The 21,372-nt window shown below is 28.8% G+C and carries 19 protein-coding genes; 3 read left to right on the plus strand and 16 right to left on the minus strand.

Annotation, left to right across the window (positions count from 1 at the left end):
• Window positions 1-34: 34 nt before the first annotated feature.
• Together rbsK and XO11_RS03435 are read right to left on the minus strand one after the other, a co-directional pair.
• Complete coding sequence (rbsK, locus tag XO11_RS03430; RefSeq protein WP_014296185.1) at window positions 35-955, minus strand: ribokinase; 921 nt, start codon at window positions 953-955, stop codon at window positions 35-37.
• A complete protein-coding gene (locus tag XO11_RS03435) occupies window positions 952-2,016 on the minus strand; it encodes a hypothetical protein (RefSeq protein ID WP_075780383.1) in 1,065 nt (354 codons plus the stop codon). Before XO11_RS03435 ends, rbsK begins: the two co-directional genes overlap by 4 nt.
• Before the next feature lie 242 nt (window positions 2,017-2,258).
• Between XO11_RS03435 and argF the strand changes: the two genes are divergently transcribed.
• Together argF and arcC are read left to right on the plus strand one after the other, a co-directional pair.
• Entirely contained in the window at window positions 2,259-3,239 is a 981-nt protein-coding gene (argF, locus tag XO11_RS03440) for an ornithine carbamoyltransferase (protein WP_175418163.1), read from the plus strand.
• A 24-nt stretch (window positions 3,240-3,263) separates the two neighbouring features.
• Window positions 3,264-4,205 (plus strand): carbamate kinase, encoded by a 942-nt coding sequence (gene arcC / locus XO11_RS03445; protein WP_014296188.1) that lies wholly within the window; start codon window positions 3,264-3,266, stop codon window positions 4,203-4,205.
• Window positions 4,206-4,320: 115 nt separating this feature from the next.
• Here the strand turns inward: arcC and XO11_RS03450 are convergent, their stop codons facing one another.
• From XO11_RS03450 to XO11_RS03480, 7 genes are all read right to left on the minus strand, one after another.
• Window positions 4,321-6,390, minus strand: coding sequence for a metallophosphoesterase (locus XO11_RS03450; RefSeq protein ID WP_175418164.1), 2,070 nt, complete (start codon window positions 6,388-6,390; stop codon window positions 4,321-4,323).
• A gap of 5 nt (window positions 6,391-6,395) precedes the next feature.
• The gene (locus XO11_RS03455; protein ID WP_014296190.1) at window positions 6,396-7,598 is read right to left on the minus strand and encodes an NAD(P)/FAD-dependent oxidoreductase; all 1,203 of its coding nucleotides are present in this window, start codon (window positions 7,596-7,598) and stop codon (window positions 6,396-6,398) included.
• Window positions 7,599-7,652: 54 nt separating this feature from the next.
• Window positions 7,653-8,351 carry a metal ABC transporter solute-binding protein, Zn/Mn family gene (locus tag XO11_RS03460; protein ID WP_014296191.1) on the minus strand — a complete coding sequence of 233 codons (699 nt, stop codon included), beginning with the start codon at window positions 8,349-8,351 and terminating at the stop codon, window positions 7,653-7,655.
• Window positions 8,352-8,444: 93 nt separating this feature from the next.
• A complete protein-coding gene (locus XO11_RS03465) occupies window positions 8,445-8,777 on the minus strand; it encodes a hypothetical protein (protein WP_014296192.1) in 333 nt (110 codons plus the stop codon).
• 56 nt (window positions 8,778-8,833) lie between these two features.
• On the minus strand, window positions 8,834-11,047 hold the full coding sequence (locus XO11_RS03470) for an AAA family ATPase (RefSeq protein ID WP_014296193.1): 2,214 nt from the start codon (window positions 11,045-11,047) through the stop codon (window positions 8,834-8,836).
• A 483-nt stretch (window positions 11,048-11,530) separates the two neighbouring features.
• On the minus strand, window positions 11,531-12,214 hold the full coding sequence (locus XO11_RS03475) for a hypothetical protein (RefSeq protein WP_075780386.1): 684 nt from the start codon (window positions 12,212-12,214) through the stop codon (window positions 11,531-11,533).
• Between the two features lie 153 nt (window positions 12,215-12,367).
• Complete coding sequence (locus XO11_RS03480) at window positions 12,368-13,561, minus strand: FprA family A-type flavoprotein (RefSeq protein ID WP_014296195.1); 1,194 nt, start codon at window positions 13,559-13,561, stop codon at window positions 12,368-12,370.
• Window positions 13,562-13,791: 230 nt separating this feature from the next.
• On the opposite strand from XO11_RS03480, the gene XO11_RS03485 reads away from it, so the two are divergent.
• Window positions 13,792-14,439: a 4Fe-4S binding protein gene (locus tag XO11_RS03485; protein WP_014296196.1), complete on the plus strand. Its 648-nt coding sequence runs from the start codon at window positions 13,792-13,794 to the stop codon at window positions 14,437-14,439.
• A gap of 34 nt (window positions 14,440-14,473) precedes the next feature.
• Here the strand turns inward: XO11_RS03485 and XO11_RS03490 are convergent, their stop codons facing one another.
• From XO11_RS03490 to XO11_RS03520, 7 genes are all read right to left on the minus strand, one after another.
• A complete protein-coding gene (locus XO11_RS03490; RefSeq protein WP_014296197.1) occupies window positions 14,474-15,376 on the minus strand; it encodes an MBL fold metallo-hydrolase in 903 nt (300 codons plus the stop codon).
• A gap of 26 nt (window positions 15,377-15,402) precedes the next feature.
• Entirely contained in the window at window positions 15,403-16,290 is an 888-nt protein-coding gene (locus tag XO11_RS03495) for a diguanylate cyclase (RefSeq protein WP_014296198.1), read from the minus strand.
• A gap of 22 nt (window positions 16,291-16,312) precedes the next feature.
• Entirely contained in the window at window positions 16,313-16,942 is a 630-nt protein-coding gene (locus XO11_RS03500; RefSeq protein ID WP_041638477.1) for an N-glycosylase/DNA lyase, read from the minus strand.
• Window positions 16,943-16,952: 10 nt separating this feature from the next.
• Entirely contained in the window at window positions 16,953-17,621 is a 669-nt protein-coding gene (locus tag XO11_RS03505; protein WP_014296200.1) for a DUF554 domain-containing protein, read from the minus strand.
• Between the two features lie 22 nt (window positions 17,622-17,643).
• Window positions 17,644-18,564 (minus strand): diacylglycerol kinase family protein, encoded by a 921-nt coding sequence (locus XO11_RS03510; RefSeq protein WP_014296201.1) that lies wholly within the window; start codon window positions 18,562-18,564, stop codon window positions 17,644-17,646.
• Window positions 18,565-18,632: 68 nt separating this feature from the next.
• Complete coding sequence (locus tag XO11_RS03515) at window positions 18,633-19,277, minus strand: anaerobic ribonucleoside-triphosphate reductase activating protein (RefSeq protein ID WP_075780390.1); 645 nt, start codon at window positions 19,275-19,277, stop codon at window positions 18,633-18,635.
• Between the two features lie 4 nt (window positions 19,278-19,281).
• Window positions 19,282-21,153 carry a ribonucleoside triphosphate reductase gene (locus XO11_RS03520; RefSeq protein ID WP_014296203.1) on the minus strand — a complete coding sequence of 624 codons (1,872 nt, stop codon included), beginning with the start codon at window positions 21,151-21,153 and terminating at the stop codon, window positions 19,282-19,284.
• Between the last annotated feature and the right edge of the window lie 219 nt (window positions 21,154-21,372).

Consider the following 21,372-nt stretch of genomic DNA (forward strand, 5'->3'; position numbering starts at 1 on the left):
TAAAAGCCAGAGTTTTTAAAAACTCTGGCTTTTTTTATCTATCTATTGTTTCCAGAAATTCATCAACCTCTTTACGAGCAGGTATTGATGATTGAGCACCCTTTCTTGTAACAGACAATCCTGCTGCTGCACATGCAAAAACTATTGCCTCTTTAATATTTTTACCCTCTTCTAATGCAGTAGCCAATGCCCCATTAAAAACATCTCCAGCCGCTGTGGTATCAATTACATTTTCAAACTTAAATGCAGGAATTTTCAATATATAATTTCTATTATATAATATTACGTCTTCTGGCCCGCGTTTTAATATAATATTTTTTATTCCGAGATTAAAGAACTTTCTTAATATCTCTTTTAAATTTTTTTCTGGATCAAGGTTAAAAAATTTATTTGAAAGATACTTAAATTCTTCCTCATTTGGTGTAAAATAATCAACATACTTAAAAATTTCATCTGTTATGTTGGGAGCTGGTGCCGGATCAAATATAACTATCTTCTTTTTAGATTTTAATATTTTTGCTACATGCAATGTTGTTTCAAAAGGTATTTCATTTTGCAACAAAAAATATTTATATTCCTGCAAAATCCCTATCTTTTTTTCAACAATTTCAGGCGTAATAAAACCATTTGCTCCTTCAAATATAACTATTCTATTTTCTCCTTTTTTTGTTACTTCGATATATGCTCTTCCTGTTGGCAAATCTGTATAAACATATCCTTTTATATTTAATTCGTCAAAATTCCTGGCAAGCTTTTTCCCAAATTCATCATTTCCAAGCGCTGTAAAAAAGTATACTTCTTTATTTGAAAGTTTTGCTGCAGCAACAGCCTGATTTGCTCCTTTTCCTCCTGGAAAGTATTCCAATTCTTTTGCTTTTTGAGTTTCCCCGGGATTGGTGAAATGTTCTACAGTTAAAACAATATCCATATTTGAACTACCTATAACTCCTATCATTTTATAGCCTCCTTCACATCTACTATAAATTTTTGATAAAGCGAGTCTAAAAATATTAATTCATATAATATCGACCCACGAATTGTAATTAAGTCCCAATCTGAAAAATATGTTTCTTCATTTAAATTATTGCCAAGATAATAACTTGAAATTTGATTAAATTTATATTGTTTTATTATTCCATCACCAATATCATCATTAGATGAAGCGATATATAAAAAGTCTGCGTCTATTAATATATGGCTTAATCCAAATGAAATGGCATATATTTTATTATCCCTAATTTCTGCCCTAAATGTTCCAGGAAAGAATTTTGACTCCTGATATATTATTGCAAGAGCCAATTCAACAGGTATATGGTTTAGATATACTTTTGGAGGGTCATAAGATGTTTTGTTTTCCAGAATTATATTTGAATGCGTATATGTATATGCAACATCAACAATATATTCTGCATATTTTCGTATTTCTTCGTTGGTTAATTCTTCACTAAAATATTTATCATACCATGTTCTGAATAAATATTTATCATTATAATCTCTTGAAATAAGATTATAGACTCTTTCAACAAGAAAATCTCTTTTCTCATAACTGGATAATAATTCTGGATTTAAATTGGAAAAATCCCTATCTGTTTTTTGAGGATTTACAGGAATCTTTTCATCAAATGCATCTATAAGTTTAACAGAATTACTGTTATTTATATAATTATTCATAATATTTCCAACATAAATTTCTATCCTTTTATCTTCTGAATCTATATCTTTTAAGGTTAAATTCTTCGTTGGCATAATATTGCTTAATCCAGTGAAATATTTATAATTGCCCCATATATTTTCATCATAAGTATATGAAGTACTATAAACATAATTATTTAAAATATCTTTAAAATCCCTATTTTCCCCAGCATTATATGCTGCAGCCATTACTCTTATCAGGATTTCTTTTTGATTATCAGACAAATCAGAAAAATTGGTGTCAACAATCGGTTCAGCTTTTTTTATACAAGATGAAAAAAATAATACAAAAATCAGTAATATTATGATATAATTTTTCCACATAGCTTTACACCTCACTTTTTCTATTTTATTATATCATATATTTTTTCGAAATTAAGCATACTCACGCATACTCACGCATACTCAATCATACTTACGCATACTCAAAATAATAAATTATAATCATGAAATTTTCTTCATACTGGTTAAATTTAAAAAGATTTTTCGTTTTGAGAAAATCTCTTCAAGATGTATAATACATCTGAAAGGTTAAATACTTTTAAACATAAAGGAGGAGATTTAAAATGCCAGTAAATTTAAAAGGAAGAAGCTTATTATCATTAAAGGATTATACACCAGAAGAAATAAAATATTTATTAGATTTAGCTTTTGATTTAAAATCAAAAAAAAGAGCAGGTATTAGAACAGAAACATTAAAAGGAAAAAACATTGTTTTAATTTTTGATAAAACATCAACAAGAACAAGAACAGCTTTTGAAGTAGCTGCATTAGACGAAGGAGCACACGTTACATTCCTTACAAACAGTCAAATGGGTAAAAAAGAATCTATCGAAGACACTGCAAAGGTTTTAGGAAGAATGTATGATGGTATTGAATACAGAGGATTTGAACAAAAGGTTGTTGAAGATTTAGCTAAATATTCAGGTGTTCCTGTATGGAATGGTTTAACTGATGAAGCACATCCAACACAGGGATTGGCAGATGTTATGACAATGATGGAATTCATCCACAAACCATTAAATGAAATGAAAGTTGTATTTATTGGAGATACAAGAAATAATGTTGCAAATACATTAATGAGAATTTCTGCGAAAATGGGAATGCATTATGTAGCAGTAGGACCTGAAGCTTTAAAACCATCTGATGAAATGATGAATGAAGCTTTAGAAACAGCAAAAGAAACAGGAGCTGTTATTGAATATACTTCAGATCTTGATGGAGTAAAAGGAGCAGATGTAATTTACACAGATGTTTGGGTATCAATGGGTGAAGAAGATAAAATGCCTGAAAGAGTTGAATTATTAACTCCATATAGAGTTGACATGGACTTAATTAAGAGAACAGAAAATCCAAATGTAATTTTCTTACACTGTCTCCCTTCATTCCACGATTTTGAAACAAAGGTTGCAAGAGAAGCTAAAGAAAGAGGTCTTGATATTAGAGAAGTTACAGATGAAGTATTTAGAAGCAGACATTCAAAGGTATTCGATCAGGCAGAAAACAGAATGCACACAATAAAGGCTATTATGGTAGCTACATTATAAAACACCGCAAAAGGGGGAATTTACATGAAAAGACTCGCAGTTGTAGCCATAGGAGGTAATGCAGTTAACAGACCTGGTGAAAAGCCAACAGCAGAAAACATGTTTAAAAACATCAGAACAACTGCATCCTATCTGGCAGACATGATTGAAATGGGTTATGACCTGGTAATTACACATGGAAATGGTCCACAGGTTGGAAATTTGTTATTACAACAGGATATTGCTAAAGATACTATCCCACCATTTCCTATGGATGTATTGGGGGCTATGACACAGGGATATCTCGGTTATATGATTGTACAGGAATTGAAAAACATATTAAAGGAAAGAAACGTTGAAAGAGATGTTGCAGCAGTTGTTACTCAAATTGTTGTAGATAAAAATGATCCTGGATTTCAGAATCCTTCAAAACCAGTTGGTCCATTCTATAGTGAAGAAGAAGCTAAAAAAATGATGGAAGAAAAAGGCTGGATCTTTAAAGAAGATGCAGGAAGAGGATGGAGAAGAGTTGTTCCATCACCAATTCCTCTTGACGCTGTTGAAAAGAACACGATAAAAGAATTAATAGAAAAAGATGTTATTGTTGTAGCTGGTGGCGGTGGAGGAATTCCTGTAATTTATGATGAAAATGGTGAATTAAAAGGTGTTGAAGCTGTTATTGATAAAGATAGAGCATCTGCATTATTGGCAAAGGAATTAGGAGCTGATGAATTTATTATCTTAACAGCTGTTGAAAAGGTATATATTAACTTCAACAAACCTGATCAAAAAGCATTAGACACATTAACAATTGCAGAAGCTGAAAAATATATTGAAGAAGGACACTTTGCTAAAGGAAGCATGTTACCAAAAGTAGAATCATGTATTTCCTTTGTAAAGGACACAGGAAAACCTGCATTAATTACAGATATGGAAAAATTAAAAGAAGCTCTTGAAGGAAAAACAGGAACAAAAATTGTACCATAATAAAAAAGCGAGAGATATAAACTAAAACCATTGTCTGGATTGTGAATCTCTCCCTCTCCCCACAATCCAGGCCCTTTTAAAACAATATCCGGCAAGCTCAAAGCTTGCCGGTTTTTTATTTTATTTTTATTTCAAAAGTATCGATAATTTTATGGTGTTTTGTAATTTTTTCAGTATTGAGTTTATCGACAATATGGCCAACACCAATAACTTTAAATATAATTTTATCCTTTTCCACTTTTGCAATTATATAATGATATTCTCCATAATCAAGTTTTACCGTTGTTGGCTCTATATCTTTTTTATGTTCAACCTCCAAAGGAGCTCCCCCACCACCGGTAATAACATATATTATTCCATTCTTTTCATGTCTTTCATAACTGTGAACATGACCGTTAAATACAGCTTTAACATCATATTTTTCAAACAACGTTCTCCATATTTCTTCTAAATGTCTTTCTGAAGTGCTATAATAATCTACTGCATTATTCCAGAATGGATGATGGAAAAACACCAACTTTGTCGTATTTTTATTCTTTTCAAAAAGTTCTTTTAACCATTTTAATTGGGCGTCTTCCAGTTGCTTTGTACCAATTGCATTTGAATCAAGAAATACAAATAATAATTTTCCATATTTAAAAGAATACCATCTTTTATCATAATCTCCACTGCCTTGTGGAAGATAAAATGCTTCATAATAATATGTTGAATTTCTCTCATGATTTCCCAATAGTGGATAATATACTGATTTTTCAGCCAGATTAGATATTTCATTAAAGAAATGATCCCAATCAGGTAAGTAATCTCCTTTTTCAACAAGATCTCCAACATTTATTACAAATTCTGGATTTTCTTTAGCTATTTCATCACACACCATTTTATGTAGTTCATGATATGTTCTGGTATCTCCATAAACTGCAAAGATTAAATTATCTTCATTTAATGATTTTGTTTTAAATTCACCAACGGTTTTTATATTTGCAGGTACAAAATAATTATTAATATTCACCTCATAAACATATTTTTCCCCTGGAACTAATCCTGTTATTGGAACATGTTGTATTGTCATTGGATTTTTCACATAAATGGTTTTTATTAATTCGCCACGATTATAAACTTTAATATCTGCCGTTGCTGCAATCATAGTTTTCCAGTTTAGAATTACAGAATTTTCTGTGTGATTTGTCAAATAAACTGGCCATATATATATGTTTTTATTATAAATTGGGGACGTTTTCAATTCAAGAAATTTTTCAGGATTTTCTATTTTGATCTTTTTATTTGAAAAACCGGAATTTTGAATGGAAATATAATATCCTGACTCTACATTGCTAAATGAAAATTCGCCTTTGGAATTTGTATAAGTCAATGAAATCATATTTTCATCTGAGTCATATAATACAACTGGCAAATTTGCTAATGTACTTATCTTCTCAAATGGAATGATTTTTCCTTTAAATGTTTCCTCAGCATTTAAATTTTCTTTTCTTGTATCTTCTATATTTTTACTGATATATAATCTTCTTGAAAATACCTTTTCTTCATCTGGATTTATATATACTGGCTTATATATAACTGCTCCGAAATTTTTAGTAAATAATGTTCTAAATATTTTCGTATTTTCCGAAGATATACTATAAGATATAAAATTTTCCTGAATTTCCAATACCTTTTTTCCACTTTCATTTGTTTTAATTATTATTGGGAATAATTCTTTAAAAGAGACTATATCCTTTAACATTATTTTTATTTTCTTAGAAGATTTATTGTATATATAATTTTTTATCTCTATATACTTTTTATTATCTCCAAGGTAGTATTCCTGAATATTTCCATCATTCATTTCAAATTCTATTTTTGCATATTTGTTTGTTTTATATAATTTTATTTTTAATGGAGAGGATATTTTATTTTGAATAAATATCTTATATTCATCTATTAATGTTCTTTTTGTTTCATTGTCATAAGCTTCTATAATCTTTCCAGCCAATCCATCATCTCTATCCTTTGAACCAATTACAACAGATATATAATCATTTGCTATTATATAATCACCTGTTTTTGCTTTTGAGAAAAACGGTAAATCATAGATATTAATATCTGAAATCACATAAATATTAACTCTGGCAAATATACTTACCGAAATAATTAACAATAACATAATTAAAAACTTTAATTTTCTCAATTTTTTCAGCCTCCCTTTTCAATAATATTCTTAGCTGCAATATATGCTGATGAAAATGCCCATTGCAGGTTATATCCTCCTGTGTAGCCATCAACATCAACAACCTCTCCTATAAAATATAAATTTTCTACCAATTTTGATTCCATACTTTTTGAATTAATCTCTCTGGTGTCAATTCCCCCTTTAGTTACCATTGCAATGTTAAAATCACCTATTTTTTTCACTTTAAATTCATGATTAACAAGATATTGTATCACATTATTCCTTTCATGTCTAGAGAGATTATTTAATCTTTTATTTTTATCGATATTTAATATTCTAAACATCACAGCAATAAATCTTCTGGGAAAACGAAACTCTTTTTTCAAAAAATCGTATAATAACATATTTTTATTTTGATTGGATTTTTCAACAAAATATTTACGAAACTTTTCTTCATTATCAAAATCAACAAAGGAAATCTGAATTTTATCTCCATCATTTAAATATCTGGAAAAATTCAATACTACCGGACCTGAAAAACCTTTATGAGTAAATAATAAACTGCCATACATCTTATTTTTTGCTTTTTTTATCCATACATTAATAGAAATTCCCGCAAGATCTACAAATGGATAATTCTCTATCTCAATCGGGGTTAACGCTGGTCTGGGAGAAATTATTGTATGCCCAAAACTCTTTGCAATTTTATATCCATCTCCCGTACTTCCAGTCATTGGGAAGGATTTTCCACCTGTGGCTACTATTAAATTTTTTGCATTGAATATCCCGGATTCTGTATATACCTTAAAATATTCATCAGATTTAATAACCTTTTCAACCTTTGAGTTATATATAATTTCATGTTTTTTATCTTCAAGATATTCATCTAAAAGATAATTTAAAATTTCTTTTGCTCTCATTGATTCTGGAAATACCTTTCCAGAATCGTCAATATAAAAATTTATTTCAAAAAAATTAATTAAATCATCATTTGAAAAGGCATATATGGCTTTTTTTACAAAATTCTTTTTCTCACCGTAATGTGTAATAAATTCTGTAATTTTACCTGTATTTGTTATATTACATTTTCCTCCACCTGAAATTAATAATTTTCTTCCAGGTTTATCCTTTTTTTCTAATATAAGTACTTTTTTATTTTTTAAATTTATTCCTGCAAATAATCCAGCGGGTCCTGCTCCAATAATGATTACATCATATATTTCCATTTATAATTACCTCCATATTTTTAAAAATTGGACAGTCATTTGACTGTCCAATTTTTATTTTTCAAATTCTTTAAATATTGATTCATAAAAATCAATTAATGTGGAGTAATTCGTTGCAAATACATCTATTTTTATCTTTAAATTAGGCAATGCTTTTAAATTTAAATTATGGTAATCAACATTTGTCACCAGTGTATCTGAAGCGGTTATTATATAATCTTCCTTAGGAGTTTCATATTGAATTTTATATCTCTTGTAGAAATGTATCAACAATCCGTTAAGATCTATAACCTTCAATTGTTTTTTATCGACTATTTTGGCAAAATTATCTGACATCGATATTAATTTCTGTGTCATTTCAAGAAGGTTATTTCTATAATTCATCGCATTTTCCGGATCTATTTTTTCTAATTTCTTTTCTATCTTATACGCAATTACAACAGAATATAATGGATCTGTCCATAAAAAAGGGTTTTCATTATATGGATAAAATAATACACCTTCTGATAATACCACTTTTTGAATATTTTCAGGCGTTTTTATTTCATCGTTTAAAAGTATTACGAGATCAACATTATCTGTTATACTATATTTTTTAGAAAAATCAGAATTGGTTTTAAATAAACTGGTAATAGTTGAATCAGGAGCCAGTTCTTTTGTAATTAATTCGAGTGGTTTTATCGATGTAACTATGTTTAATCCATAAATTATAATGTTTACTGAAACAATAAATAAAAACAGAATTTTCTTCATATACAAACCTCCATAAATTTTCTATCCACAGAATTTTATTATATCATAAAACCTCAAAATAAAGAAACAAAATAATCCCTCTTTATAGAGGGATTATTCAGACTTATGATTATTAATTTTTCTTATTTTCGCTATTCTATCTGGATTAAGATAATTTAAACAGCAACCAGAACCAAACATTCTAACCTCTGCATTTATACTTTCTTCGTATTTTACAATTTCATCATATTTACTACATTTATTATCTTCTGTTAAAAATTTGCATTGTTGTTTTTCTTCATCCCACTCTCCATAAAAACATGGTGTGTGTTTACAACAGTATCCACATTGTACACAGGGGGGACATACTTCTGTATGCTGCATTTTGTCAAATACTTCCTCAAAATCATCAAAATCATCAAAAATTTCAAAATCATCAAAAAACATAAAATCACTCCACTTATTTTTTTTAATTATAATAGAATTTAAATACTTTTCCATTGCTAAACATTTACAAAAAACTTTTCAACGTTGCATTTTCTTTCAAATAGTGCTTTTTTTGCAAGTTTATCAGCAATTTCATTATAGTTGTTCCCGCTATGTGCTTTAACCTTCCTAAATATAACTTTTAAAGTATAATCATTTATATATTTATCAAATAATTCCTTATATCTTTTTGTTAAATAATTATTTGTCTTCCAATATCCCAAAGCCCAATTTTCAATCCCGGAATAATCATAATATATTTCCATACATTCAACATGATTTTGTTTAGCATATTCCAGAGCTATTAATGTTGCTATAATCTCTCCGGAAATATTTCTATATTTTAATAATTCTTCATTTTCACCATAACAATAATATTCACCTATGTTATTATCGTCTATAATCACAATTCCTGAACCATATCTTTTAATTTTATTATCATAACTTCCATCAACATATGCTTTAATACATTTATTGTTACTTTTAATTTCGTTATTTATCTCTTTTATTTGTATTTCACCTTTATTGAACAAATTAAGAAATTCATTTGCAACATTTTCATTGGTGCTTTCAATTATTTTCAAAGTGGTTGCTTCATATTTTTTGTTGTAATATAATTGAACAATTAAAAAGTCATTTTCCTTTTTTAAATAATAGACTTCCTGATATTGAAAATGTTTTACCCCAATTATCTGAAATCCCTCATTTGATATCATATTTCTAAATTCTTCGTATATATGCTTTGTTCCTTCGTCTTTAAAATATAAAGTATATTCAATTTTTATATTTTTCGAAATTTTATAATCCGTTAAAACCTTTATTTTATTCCAGTATCCACTTCTAAATGCAGGGATATTCTTTAAATATACCTTCTTTTTTGAACGCGTTATTGAAGTATATAACCATCTAAAGTATTCTTCAGTTTTATAATTATTATAATAGCGGCAATCTACATATACTGTATCCCATTCTCCTCCCTGAGCTTTATGAACTGTAACAGCATATCCATACTTCATATGCAGGGCATTAAAGTAAGGATTGCTTTTCAATTTTTCAATGATATCAAAATTAATATTCTTTACATCATCACCCAATATATATTTATATAATGCATAATACGTTAAATTATCAACGCTTAATTCTTTTGCTTTTAATGCATTTCCTAAAATCCAGACATCATATGTTTTTTCTTTTGAGTTTATTTTTTTTAGAGAAAGCTTATACAATTCAATTGGTATCACAAATTTATTCTTTATCTCCACATTCTCAGAAATATAATCATATATCTTAACAACTTCAAAAAACTCGCCATTAAAAACCTTGCCAAAAAATTTTGAATTCTTTGTATTTAATAGAATATCACCAATTTCAATATCTCTGAAATATCCCAATTTTTTTCTAATTATTTTATTATATTCAAGCGCTATTTTATTAGTTGAACATAAGATAATTTTATCCTTTAAATTTCCATTATTTTCCATATAATTTTCTATTATATTATCTTCTCTAAGAAAGTCATTTTCAAATACAAAATCTAAAAAATAATAGTTTTTTCTTTTTATTTTTTCCTTTAATATATTTGAATTCTTTAAAATTCCACTCTCTTTTTCCTGCCTAACAACATCTTCAAGGAATACCTTATTTCCTTTCAAATTAAATTGTTTTTCTAAATATACTCTATTTAAAGCTGGAGAAAATGATGAATTGACTGGAGGTAGTTGATTTTCATCACCTAAAAAAATAATTTTGTTATTTGAACCGTAATTAAACACATAAGATATTAAGTCTGTTAATAATTTTCCGCTTCCAAAAACTAAATGCCCATCATCTATTCCTTTTGAATCAGAAATCATAGAACTTTCATCTACTATAAAAATCATATCTTCTTTCCAATCTTCCTTTAAATTAAAAAACACCTGAAATATATCTTCTTCAAAATTAATTCTTTCATGACTAAAATCATATATAACACTATGAATAGTATATGATTGAAAGCCTGATTTATTCGATAATATATCAGCAGCCCTTCCAGTTGGCGCCAAAAAAACAAAATCTTTATTCTTTCTTTTTAAATATCGTGCAAATTGAGAGATTAAAAATGTCTTACCTGTTCCGGCACTTCCCTGAACAATAAGAAAATCCTTTTGATTATATAAAAATTTATCCAATTCTTCTGCAACAAAACTCTGGTCTTTTGTTAAGTCAAAATCATATAAAAAATCTATAAACATTATTATCACCTGTTTTTATATTTTTTTAGTATATCTATTAGGTTGTCCAATAATTAAAAACGCTCAAACCTTGATTGCAAATCTTCAAAAATAGCTCATTCTCACCGGTCGCTGCAGACTCACGTCCATGTTCGTCATTTTCGTTGTAGATTGAAAAAAATAAAAGTTCATTCATACGACTTGAGCACTAATCCTCAAAAACTGCTCATATACGCTGGGGCGCTCAGATTCCCCATCCCTGGGGAAGCTTCGCTCAAAAAAACATCCTGTTTTTTTGTCCCACTTCATTCGCAGTTTTTTTCGGGTGCTCTGCGAGTATTCATTCACTTTTATTTTTTTCAATCGTTTGTAATTTTGCCTCATGCAATCTGCGAGTTTTCGCTTTTTTTAATTATTGGACATCATATATATCTATTTTTATAATCGTAAAATCCAACTATCTTAATTATAACATAAAAAAGTCCCGGTTTCCCGGGACTTCCTTCACCATCTTGGAGCTCTTGGTCCATAATAGTTCCAATCATCGTGAGGGTATTTTGGTGTATATCCTGGTATTTCATTGTAATATCCTGAACCTGGATAATTATAATTCATCATGGGTCTTTCCCATGCACCCATAGGTGTTCTTCCATAATAATTCATAGGTATTCTGCTACCAGGTCTTCTAACTGGTGGTTTATTTGGTATTGGATTATATCCAAATGGTTTTCCTGCATATGGTCTAACATTTGCCCTTACAGCAGTTCTTCTGAAAAACTGATTTCTATTATATACTTCTTCTCCATTTACCTTTGCTTCAACAGGTCTGAATATTTTTTCATCTTTAAATTCTGCAATCCAACCTTTTAATTCTACACTGTCACCTTCTTTTAGATCTACAGCATATCTTGCATTTACATGTACTATGTAGCTATTTCCATCTTCTGTTTTTACAGTTACAAACAATATTCCTGGAAAATCTTCTTCTGTTGAAATACTTTCAACTGTTCCTTTTACTTCAATAAGATTTTCATCATTAAGCCAATATCCACCTTTCACCTGCTGGTAACGTTGATAAACTGGAGCATTTAGTGGTTGATATGCTCCTGGCAATGCTGCACCTCCAAATGCAAAGATTGAACCTGCCATCAATCCGCCAATCAATAATGTTGTTAAAAACTTTTTCATAGTAATTCACCTCCATAATTTTGGTTCTTTATTTTATTTATTTTCGACACCATTATAATACCTTATAAACCTTAAAGAAAACTTAGAACTTACTTAGAAAAAACTTAAAAAAAATCCTCTGCATTTTTTGCAGAGGATTTAAATTCAACTTATTCAATTTTCTTTTATTCTTTTTGCCATTGCTTTAGCCAATTCTCTTAATTTTTCATAACTTTCTTCTTTAGCTGAAAATTGAACTTCAACTGGATCTGCAACCATTTCCCATTTGTTTTTATTAATATATTCTACAATACCTTTTACTCCACCGCCACTCCATCCATATGTTCCAAATACTCCAAATACCCTGTTTTTAATACCTTTATGGGCTAAATTTATAATTACCTTTTCCATTGGTGGAAAGATATCATTATTATATGTATTTGTTCCTAAGATTACACCTTTAAATCTCCATATTTCATTTATAATATATGATTCATGAGTATTTGACGAATTCATAACTCTGATATTTTTAATTCCTTCATCAGCAAGGCAACGTGCAATATAGTCTGCCATTTTTTCTGTATTTCCATACATAGTTCCATATACTATTACAACACCTTCTTCTGTTTCATATTTACTCCATTTGTCGTATAATTCCAATATTCGGCCAGGGTTACTTCTCCATACAGGACCATGTGTTGGTGCAACTATTTCAATATCAAGTCCTCCAACCTTTTTCATTGCTCTTTGAACCATTGGACCAAATTTTCCAACTATATTAGAATAATATCTTCTTATTTCATTTTCATAATATTCAATATCAACTTCATCATCAAATACACCACCATCAAGTGAACCAAAACCTCCAAATGCGTCACCTGTAAATATTATTTTATCTGTTATTTCATATGTCATCATTGTTTCTGGCCAGTGTACCATAGGAGTTAAAAAGAATTTCAATTTATGTTTTCCTAAATCTATTTCATCTCCATCTTTAATTTCATATAGATTATCTTCAATATCATATAATGCCTTTAAAAATTCAAATGTTTTTTTGTTACCAACTATTTTCATTTCAGGAAATTCATGCATTATTGTTTCAATTGCTCCTGAATGGTCAGGTTCCATATGATTAATAACAAGATAATCAAGTTTTCCACCATCAAGAATATCATAAATCTTTTCAATAAATGCATTTACCTTTGAAATTTTTACAGTATCAATTAATACATTTTTTTCATCTTTTATTATATATGAGTTATAAGTTACACCTTTTGGCAATGGCCACATATTTTCAAATAAATGCGTGTCTCTATCATTTACACCTACATAATAAATTCCATCTGTTATTTTTAGAATTGTATCCATAATAACCCCTCCTAATTGAATTGATTTTAAATTTAAACATATTCTATAGAAATTATATCATATATTTAAGATAGTTGTGTATAAGTAATCGTTAATTTTATGTTTTAATTTAGACAAAAAATATCTGATTATATTCATTCTAACCGTGATTTTAATCACACATTTATATATATGTGAACATATATAATATATATAGGAAAATTTATAATATGCAGAAAGGAGCGTTTTTTATGAAAAAAAAGCTTAGTTTAACAATTATTTTGATGTATATTTCACAAATTGCGTTTTTTATATTATTTTTTATGCTTTTAAAGAATCATAAGCTTGTAAAATGGATGTTTGTATTTGTAGCTGGTTTATTAATTTCTCCATTTTTTGGCCGCTTTTATTGTGGGTGGGTATGTCCTATAAATACTGTATTTAAACCTATAGATTTTATATTTAAAAAACTTAAAATTAAACGTTTTAAAGCTCCTGCATTTTTAAAATCAAAGATTGTAAGGTATTTTATGTTAGCGTTGTTTATAGGCGCTTTTGCGGTTACAAAAATGCTTAAAATCAAAGTAAATATTTTATTGTATATTATAGGGACAGCTACATTAATTACTTTATTCTTTGAAGAAGAATTATGGCATAAACACCTCTGTCCTTATGGAACAATGCTTAGCTTCTTATCCCAAAAATCCTTCACAAAATTGAAAATCGATGAAGAAAAATGTATTGGCTGTGGATTGTGTCAGCAGGTTTGTCCAACAAATACAATTATAACCCTTGATAGTAAAAAAAGGAAAATAGAAGCAAGAGAATGTTTAATGTGTTTTCAATGTCAATCTGTTTGTCCTGTTAATGCTATTTCTCTTAAAAGTTTTAAACAATAATGCAATAAATAAAATAGCTACGGTTTAACCGTAGCTATTTTATTTTCCAGTAAACTGTATTATTTTTTACTATTAAGTCTATTTTTTTATTATCTCTTAAATGTCCAAGATACCCCATTATTGTAGTATTATATAAATAATATAATGTTGCATTTGTTATATTTAAATCATAACTATATAATAAGTAAGATACTATTTTTTCTGTGCTCTTTTCTGTATCCACAAATTCAAGGATTTTATTTTCTATTTCTTTTATTCTTTCATAATTTTTCTCTGCTAATGATTCTATATCTTCTATTAAAGTTCCATGAGCCGGAAGATAATATTTATAATTTGTTTCTTTCAGTTTTAATAATGTTTTTTTTGCATTTTCTATATTTACATTAACGGGTATTTTATGTTTTTCCAATAATTCTTCTGAAATTAATGCATCTCCACAGAATAATACATCTTCATAAACTATTCCCTTTTGAAATTCCGTATGACCATCAAGACGAATTATTCCTATTTCAGCATCTTCTACTTTCACAGTATTATCATCCATTCCAATAATATCCGTTATTTTAGATGGTTTTGCCAATAAGAATTTATTTCTTAAATCTCTTACAGGATATGCTCCCGAATAGAGAAAATAAGGCAAAAATATTGGATTTTCTATTATGCTCATTTCAGCTCTTGTTGAAATTATTCTTACTTCTGGATTGTGCTTTTGTATAAAGTGATTACCACCTATGTGATCCGCGTGCATATGTGTATTAATAATGTATTTTACCTGAAAACCATTTTCCTTTAATATTTTTACTATTCGTCTTCCTTTTGAATCATCACTACCACTATCTACAATTAACACATCATTATTATCGTTTATCCTTATTACACCAATATTTGTTGTATCGCTAATGTAATATACATTTTCCGTTATTTTATGAAATTCCATAATTCCCACCTTTCTTATATATAGAATTATTTATATATAATTCTATTTCTTCCTTCTTTTTTAGCTTCATATAAATTATCATCTGCAATTGCAAGAATCTGATCTATGTTATATTGACCATTATTTCTGGTTGCTCCTATACTTACAGTAACTTTTATTGATTGTCCTTCAAAGTTAAAATCATACATATATATTATATTTCTAATTTTTTCCAATATTTCAAGAGCCTGTGATTCTAAAATATTTCCTTTAAAAAATATTAAAAACTCTTCTCCACCAAATCTTCCAAATTCTCCAAAATCACCTACAATCTCTTTTACAATTTTCGCAAATTCACTTAATACATAATTACCGGCTAAATGTCCATATGTATCATTTATTTTTTTAAAAAAATCGAGATCAAGAATTGCAATAATTGGATTATTTGATAATTCGTTTTTCAATCTGGAATAAATCTCTTTTCTATTATAGATTTTTGTTAAATCATCATGAGTAGATTCATATTCAAGTTTTTTATTTAATTCCAATATTTTTTTATACATTGATACTATTCTCTCACCAACAGAAATACGTACTCTTAATTCATTTTCATCAAAAGGTTTAATTACATAATCATCTGCACCTATTTCCAGTCCTTTTATTATATCTTCTTTATCGGTTCTTCCTGTTAGCATGATTATATATGTATAATGATCTGAATCATTTTCTTTTTTCCTTATTTCTTCACACACTTCAAACCCGCTAATGCCTGGCATAATTAAATCCAGCACCATTAAATCGATATTCTGGTTATTATGTATTTCCAGTGCCTCGTATCCATCTGATGCCACCAACACATTATAATTAAATTTCTTAAAGAAATCCTTTAAATAAAGTCTTTCAAGCTTTGAATCTTCTACAACGAGAATATTCATGGTTAATCCCCCTACCTCTCGTTTATTTATCTACATCCTTTTTTACAAGATACCATAAATATAGATCTAATTTCCCTATTGGTTCGTTAAAATATTCTTCTAAAACCTTTAAGCGTTTTTCGTATTCCAGATATCTTTTCTTAGTCCATCCACCTTTTGGAATTTCATCAATTAATTGATTTTCAAGCATTAATCTCATAATATGCTTATCTAAAATAGCAACATCTCCATACCCAATATTTCTTAAAAAATGACTTGCTTCCTTCCAACCTATTCCTTTTATATTATTAACTATAAATTCTCTAAAATGATAATAAGGAAGGAAAAACAAAGGTTTTATCTTTCCAATAATCCATCTATTAGAAACAATATATTGGGCCCTCGCTCTTGGAAATCTATGTCCAACCTTTCTTAAAGCTAATTCCAATTCATCAAGAGGAAGTTCTATAAAACCATTTATTCCTATTTCTTTTTGAGCTTTTATACCTCCTTTGGCGCTCCAATTGGCTGTAAGAATACAAAAACATAATTCAGAAAATAATTCTTCTTCACTTCCATTTTTCCCAAGTTCAACAAATTCACTCCATCGTTTTTCCACAAGTGGTTTTGCTTCATCATATATATTTTTAATATCCTCAACTAATTTCATTATTACACCTCACTCATTTAAATAAGGTTACAATCCACACAAGAATTGGCGAAACAATTAATGCCGGTAAAAAATTACCTATTCTGGCATCTTTTATTTCCAATATTTTAAATCCAAGCCCTAATACCATTAATCCACCAACTGCTACAAGATCATTTAAATATATTTCATTTGTTAAAAAAGATAAAGTAGAGGCTAATAACACTATACTTCCCTGAACTACTAAAACAGAGCCGGCAGAAATCATAACCCCTAAACCATAAATTGATGCCAATACCATTGACGAGATTCCGTCTAATAAAGATTTGGTATAGATTAACGTTCCATCTCCAGTTAAGCCTGCTGTTATAGAACCTATAATTGTTAAAGGTCCAACTAAAAATAATATAGAGGACATTACAAATCCAGTTGAAAAATCTCCTTCATGCATGGAATCTCCTATTCTTTTCAACCAACCTTCTATATCTAAAATTTCGCCTATTAACCCTCCTATTGCCATTGAACCCAACACTATAAGAAAATTATTTACTTCCATTGTCATTTTAATACCAATTCCAAGAGTAGTCAAACCAACACCATAAAAGAGAATAGTCTTTAATCTATCAGGAATATTCTTTTTTGCGAATAATCCAATTAAGCTTCCTATAACAACGGCTATAGCATTTACCAATGTTGGTATCATAACATTTCCACCCCTATCTTTTTTATTTTACCAAAACATTTAATGCTTTCTTTATAATACCAAATTCAAATGGCGAATGCCCCAGACTTTCGCCATCAACTTCAAGATATATTTTTTCCTGAGAATTTATTGATAATTTTTCCGTTCTAAAATAATCCACCCATGGTTCCTTTATAAAACTTCCATCAAATAATTTTTTAATTTTTTGAACGACTACCCATTTTGGTAAATCATTTACTATTGTTACATCTAACTTACCGTCATCCGGAATTGCTTCTGGAACCATTTTCATTCCCCCGCCACTATATTTACATATACCAACCGCCATTGAAAAAATCTTTTTATTTAAACTTTTATTTTCATATGAAATAATTGCATTTTGCGATGTATATTTAAATAAAGAAGATAATAAATTTAAAAGATATGAAAAGGAAGAACTTTTATTTTTATCCTTAGAATTATTGGTTCTTCTGGTAACTTCAGCATCAAAAAACATGCCAGCAATATTCACAAAAAATCTTTTTTCTTCCTTTTCATCATTATAATATTTTACAAACCCAACATCCTGCGTATATACCTTTTCATGTTTTAAAACATCTATTGCTTCATATATATCCACTGGAATTCCTACTGTTTTCCCCCAATCATTTCCAGTTCCCGTTGGAATTAAACCTATTAATAAATTTTCTGTTTTTTCAAATTCTTGAGAAAAAAAACCGTTAACAACTTCATTTACCGTCCCATCTCCACCTACTATTAAAAAGCGTTTATATCCATCTTTTATTGCTTCAATTGTTAAAGAATATGCATGCATTCTTCTACTGGTAAAAACTTTCTCAAAATCTATCTTTAATTCTTTTAATTTTTTTTCAATTACTTTCCATTTTTCTTTTGCTTTTCCGCCAGAAGAATGTGGATTTACTATTATATAATATTTCTTCATATTTTCCTCCTACGAAATTTTATTCACATTATATTATATCATAAAAAAATAAGGTAACCCACAACGGATTACCTTAAAATTAATTTTTTTACATTAAGATCTATTCCTTTTTTATTTATTTCAAATATCTCTGTTGAATTGGCTATTGTTATATATCCTTTTTCATCTGGCAATAAAAATTCTTCAAAAAATTCAACATCTTCTTCCTTCGATAAACCAGGAACATATGTCATCCTGAATTCATAATTTATATTTAAATTTCTTAAAATATCTATACTTTCTTTTATTTCTTTTTCAAATGAATAATTCCTGCTAATTAACTTTGTATAATTCTTAAAATCTGCTTTTATATCCATTGCCACATAATCAATTAAATTACTTTCTACAAGTTCTCTTAACATTTCTGGATTGGTCCCATTAGTATCCAATTTAACACTATATCCAAGATTTTTTATTTTACGTATTAAATCTGGCAAATCCTTATGTATTGTAGGTTCACCACCTGTAATACATATTGCGTTTAATCTTTTTCTCAAACCCTTTAATTTATTTAATACTTCTTCCCCGTTTAATTTTTTATAATCATCGGCATATGCTATTTTCCAATTATGGCACCATGAACATCTGAAATTGCAACCACCTGTATATAAAACAGCTGAAATCTTTCCCGGATAATCCACAAAACTAAACGTTCTAATACCGGCAATAATCATTTTATCATCCCCTGATAATCTCTTTATTCAATCTGAACTGTATTCTTTCCATATATTCCTGTTGTTTACCGTCATTCCAATTTTGCACTGGTCTATAATATCCCACTACACGTGAATATACCTCTGTTTTCTTTCCACAATATGGACATTCAAAATGTTCTCCTGCAATATATCCGTGATCAGGACATATTGAAAATGTTGGCGTAATACTCATATATGGCAATGAATGGTTTTCAAAAGCTATCCTTATAAATTCCTTCAATGCTTCGCCATCTGTAATTTTTTCCCCAACAAATATATGTATTACCGTTCCACCAGTCCACTTGTTTTGCAACCCTTCCTGATGTTCAAGTAAGTCAAATGGATCTTCAAAATAATTCACAGGAGGATGCACAGAATTTGTATAATATGGATTTTCTTCAGTTCCGGCATGTTTTATATCCTTAAATTCATTTAAATCTATTTTTGCAAGTCTATATGTTGTTCCTTCAGCTGGTGAAGCTTCAAGATTATACAAATTACCTGTCTCTTTATTAAATTCATTTAATCTATCAAGCATGTAATTCATTATCTCTTCAGCAAATTTCTTTCCTTCTGGATTTACTATGCCATCTTCTATTCCAAAATTAAGCAATCCTTCATGCATACCAACAAACCCTATTGTGGAAAAGTGATTTGCCCAATATTGACCTGTCAATTGATATACATTATCAAGATAAACCTTTGTATATGGATACAATCCCTGTTTCGTCCATTCTTCAACATATTGCCTCTTTATTTCCAGACTTTCCTTTGCTATATTCATTACATCATCAAGTAATGAATAAAATTTTTCTTTATTTCCGTTAGACAAATACATCAACCTTGGCATGTTTACAGTAACAACACCTATAGAACCTGTTAATGGATTAGAACCAAATAACCCTCCTCTTCTCTTAACCTCTGTTTCTTCTTTTTCTCCTTTATCTGCATTAACAAAACCAAAAGACAATTCTTTCATATGATTGATTACCTGTCTATTATCAAGTTTTAACCTACAGCACATTGAACGTGCGTCTTCTGGATTCATGTCGGAATTAATATAATTGGCGAAATATGGCGTTCCATATTTCATTGTCATTGTCATTATCATTGTTGCAACTTCACTATCCCAATTAAAATCCTTTGTGATATTATATGTTGGAATAGGAAATGAAAATGGTCTTCCATCATAATCTCCCTCAAGCATTACCTCTATAAAAGCTTTATTTATCATATCCATTTCAATCTGGAACTCGCTATATGTTTCTTCTCTTTCCTTTCCACCAATAATTACATGTTTATCCTTATGAGTAGACGGAACTGTTAAATCCATTGTTATATTGCTAAATGGAGATTGAAATCCAACCCTTGTAGGCACATTCATGTTAAATATAAATTCCTGCATTGCCTGTTTTACCTGTTCATATGAAAGATTATCGTATTTTATAAATGGTGCCAATAAGGTATCAAAATTCGAGAAGGCGACTGCTCCAGCAGCTTCACCCTGCATTGTATATAAAAAATTAACTATCTGTCCCAATGCTGTTCTAAAATGTCTTGCTGGCCCTGATGCAACTTTGCCAGGAACCCCATTAAATCCTCGCCTCAATAAGTCTTCCAAATCCCATCCAACACAATATGCGGATAAAGCACCTAAATCATGTATATGCATAAATCCCCTTTTATGATACTCACTAATTTTTTTGTTGTATTTATCATATACTTCATTAAGCCAGAATTCCTTTGTTATTTCCTGATGTATATGATTATTCAATCCTTGAAGCGAATACTGCATATTGGAATTTTCCCTAACCTTCCAATCCCTGTTTTCAAGATAATCATAAATCAAATTCATTTCCCCACCTCCATTTTTCTCTATAGCACGATATATTGTATCATATTATATGTTAAAATACAATATGTATGCATTTCCGATAATTCGGGTAGAAAAAATTCAAAATCAATATAGATATATATTAGGTGTGAATGTTAATTTTTTGTAAGAAATTAATTTGCTTTACGAATTAAAATATGATATAATCAATATAAATATCTTATTCAAACAGGAGGGATT

Source organism: Marinitoga sp. 1138 (genome assembly GCF_013363265.1).
Classification (GTDB): Bacteria; Thermotogota; Thermotogae; order Petrotogales; family Petrotogaceae; genus Marinitoga; species Marinitoga piezophila.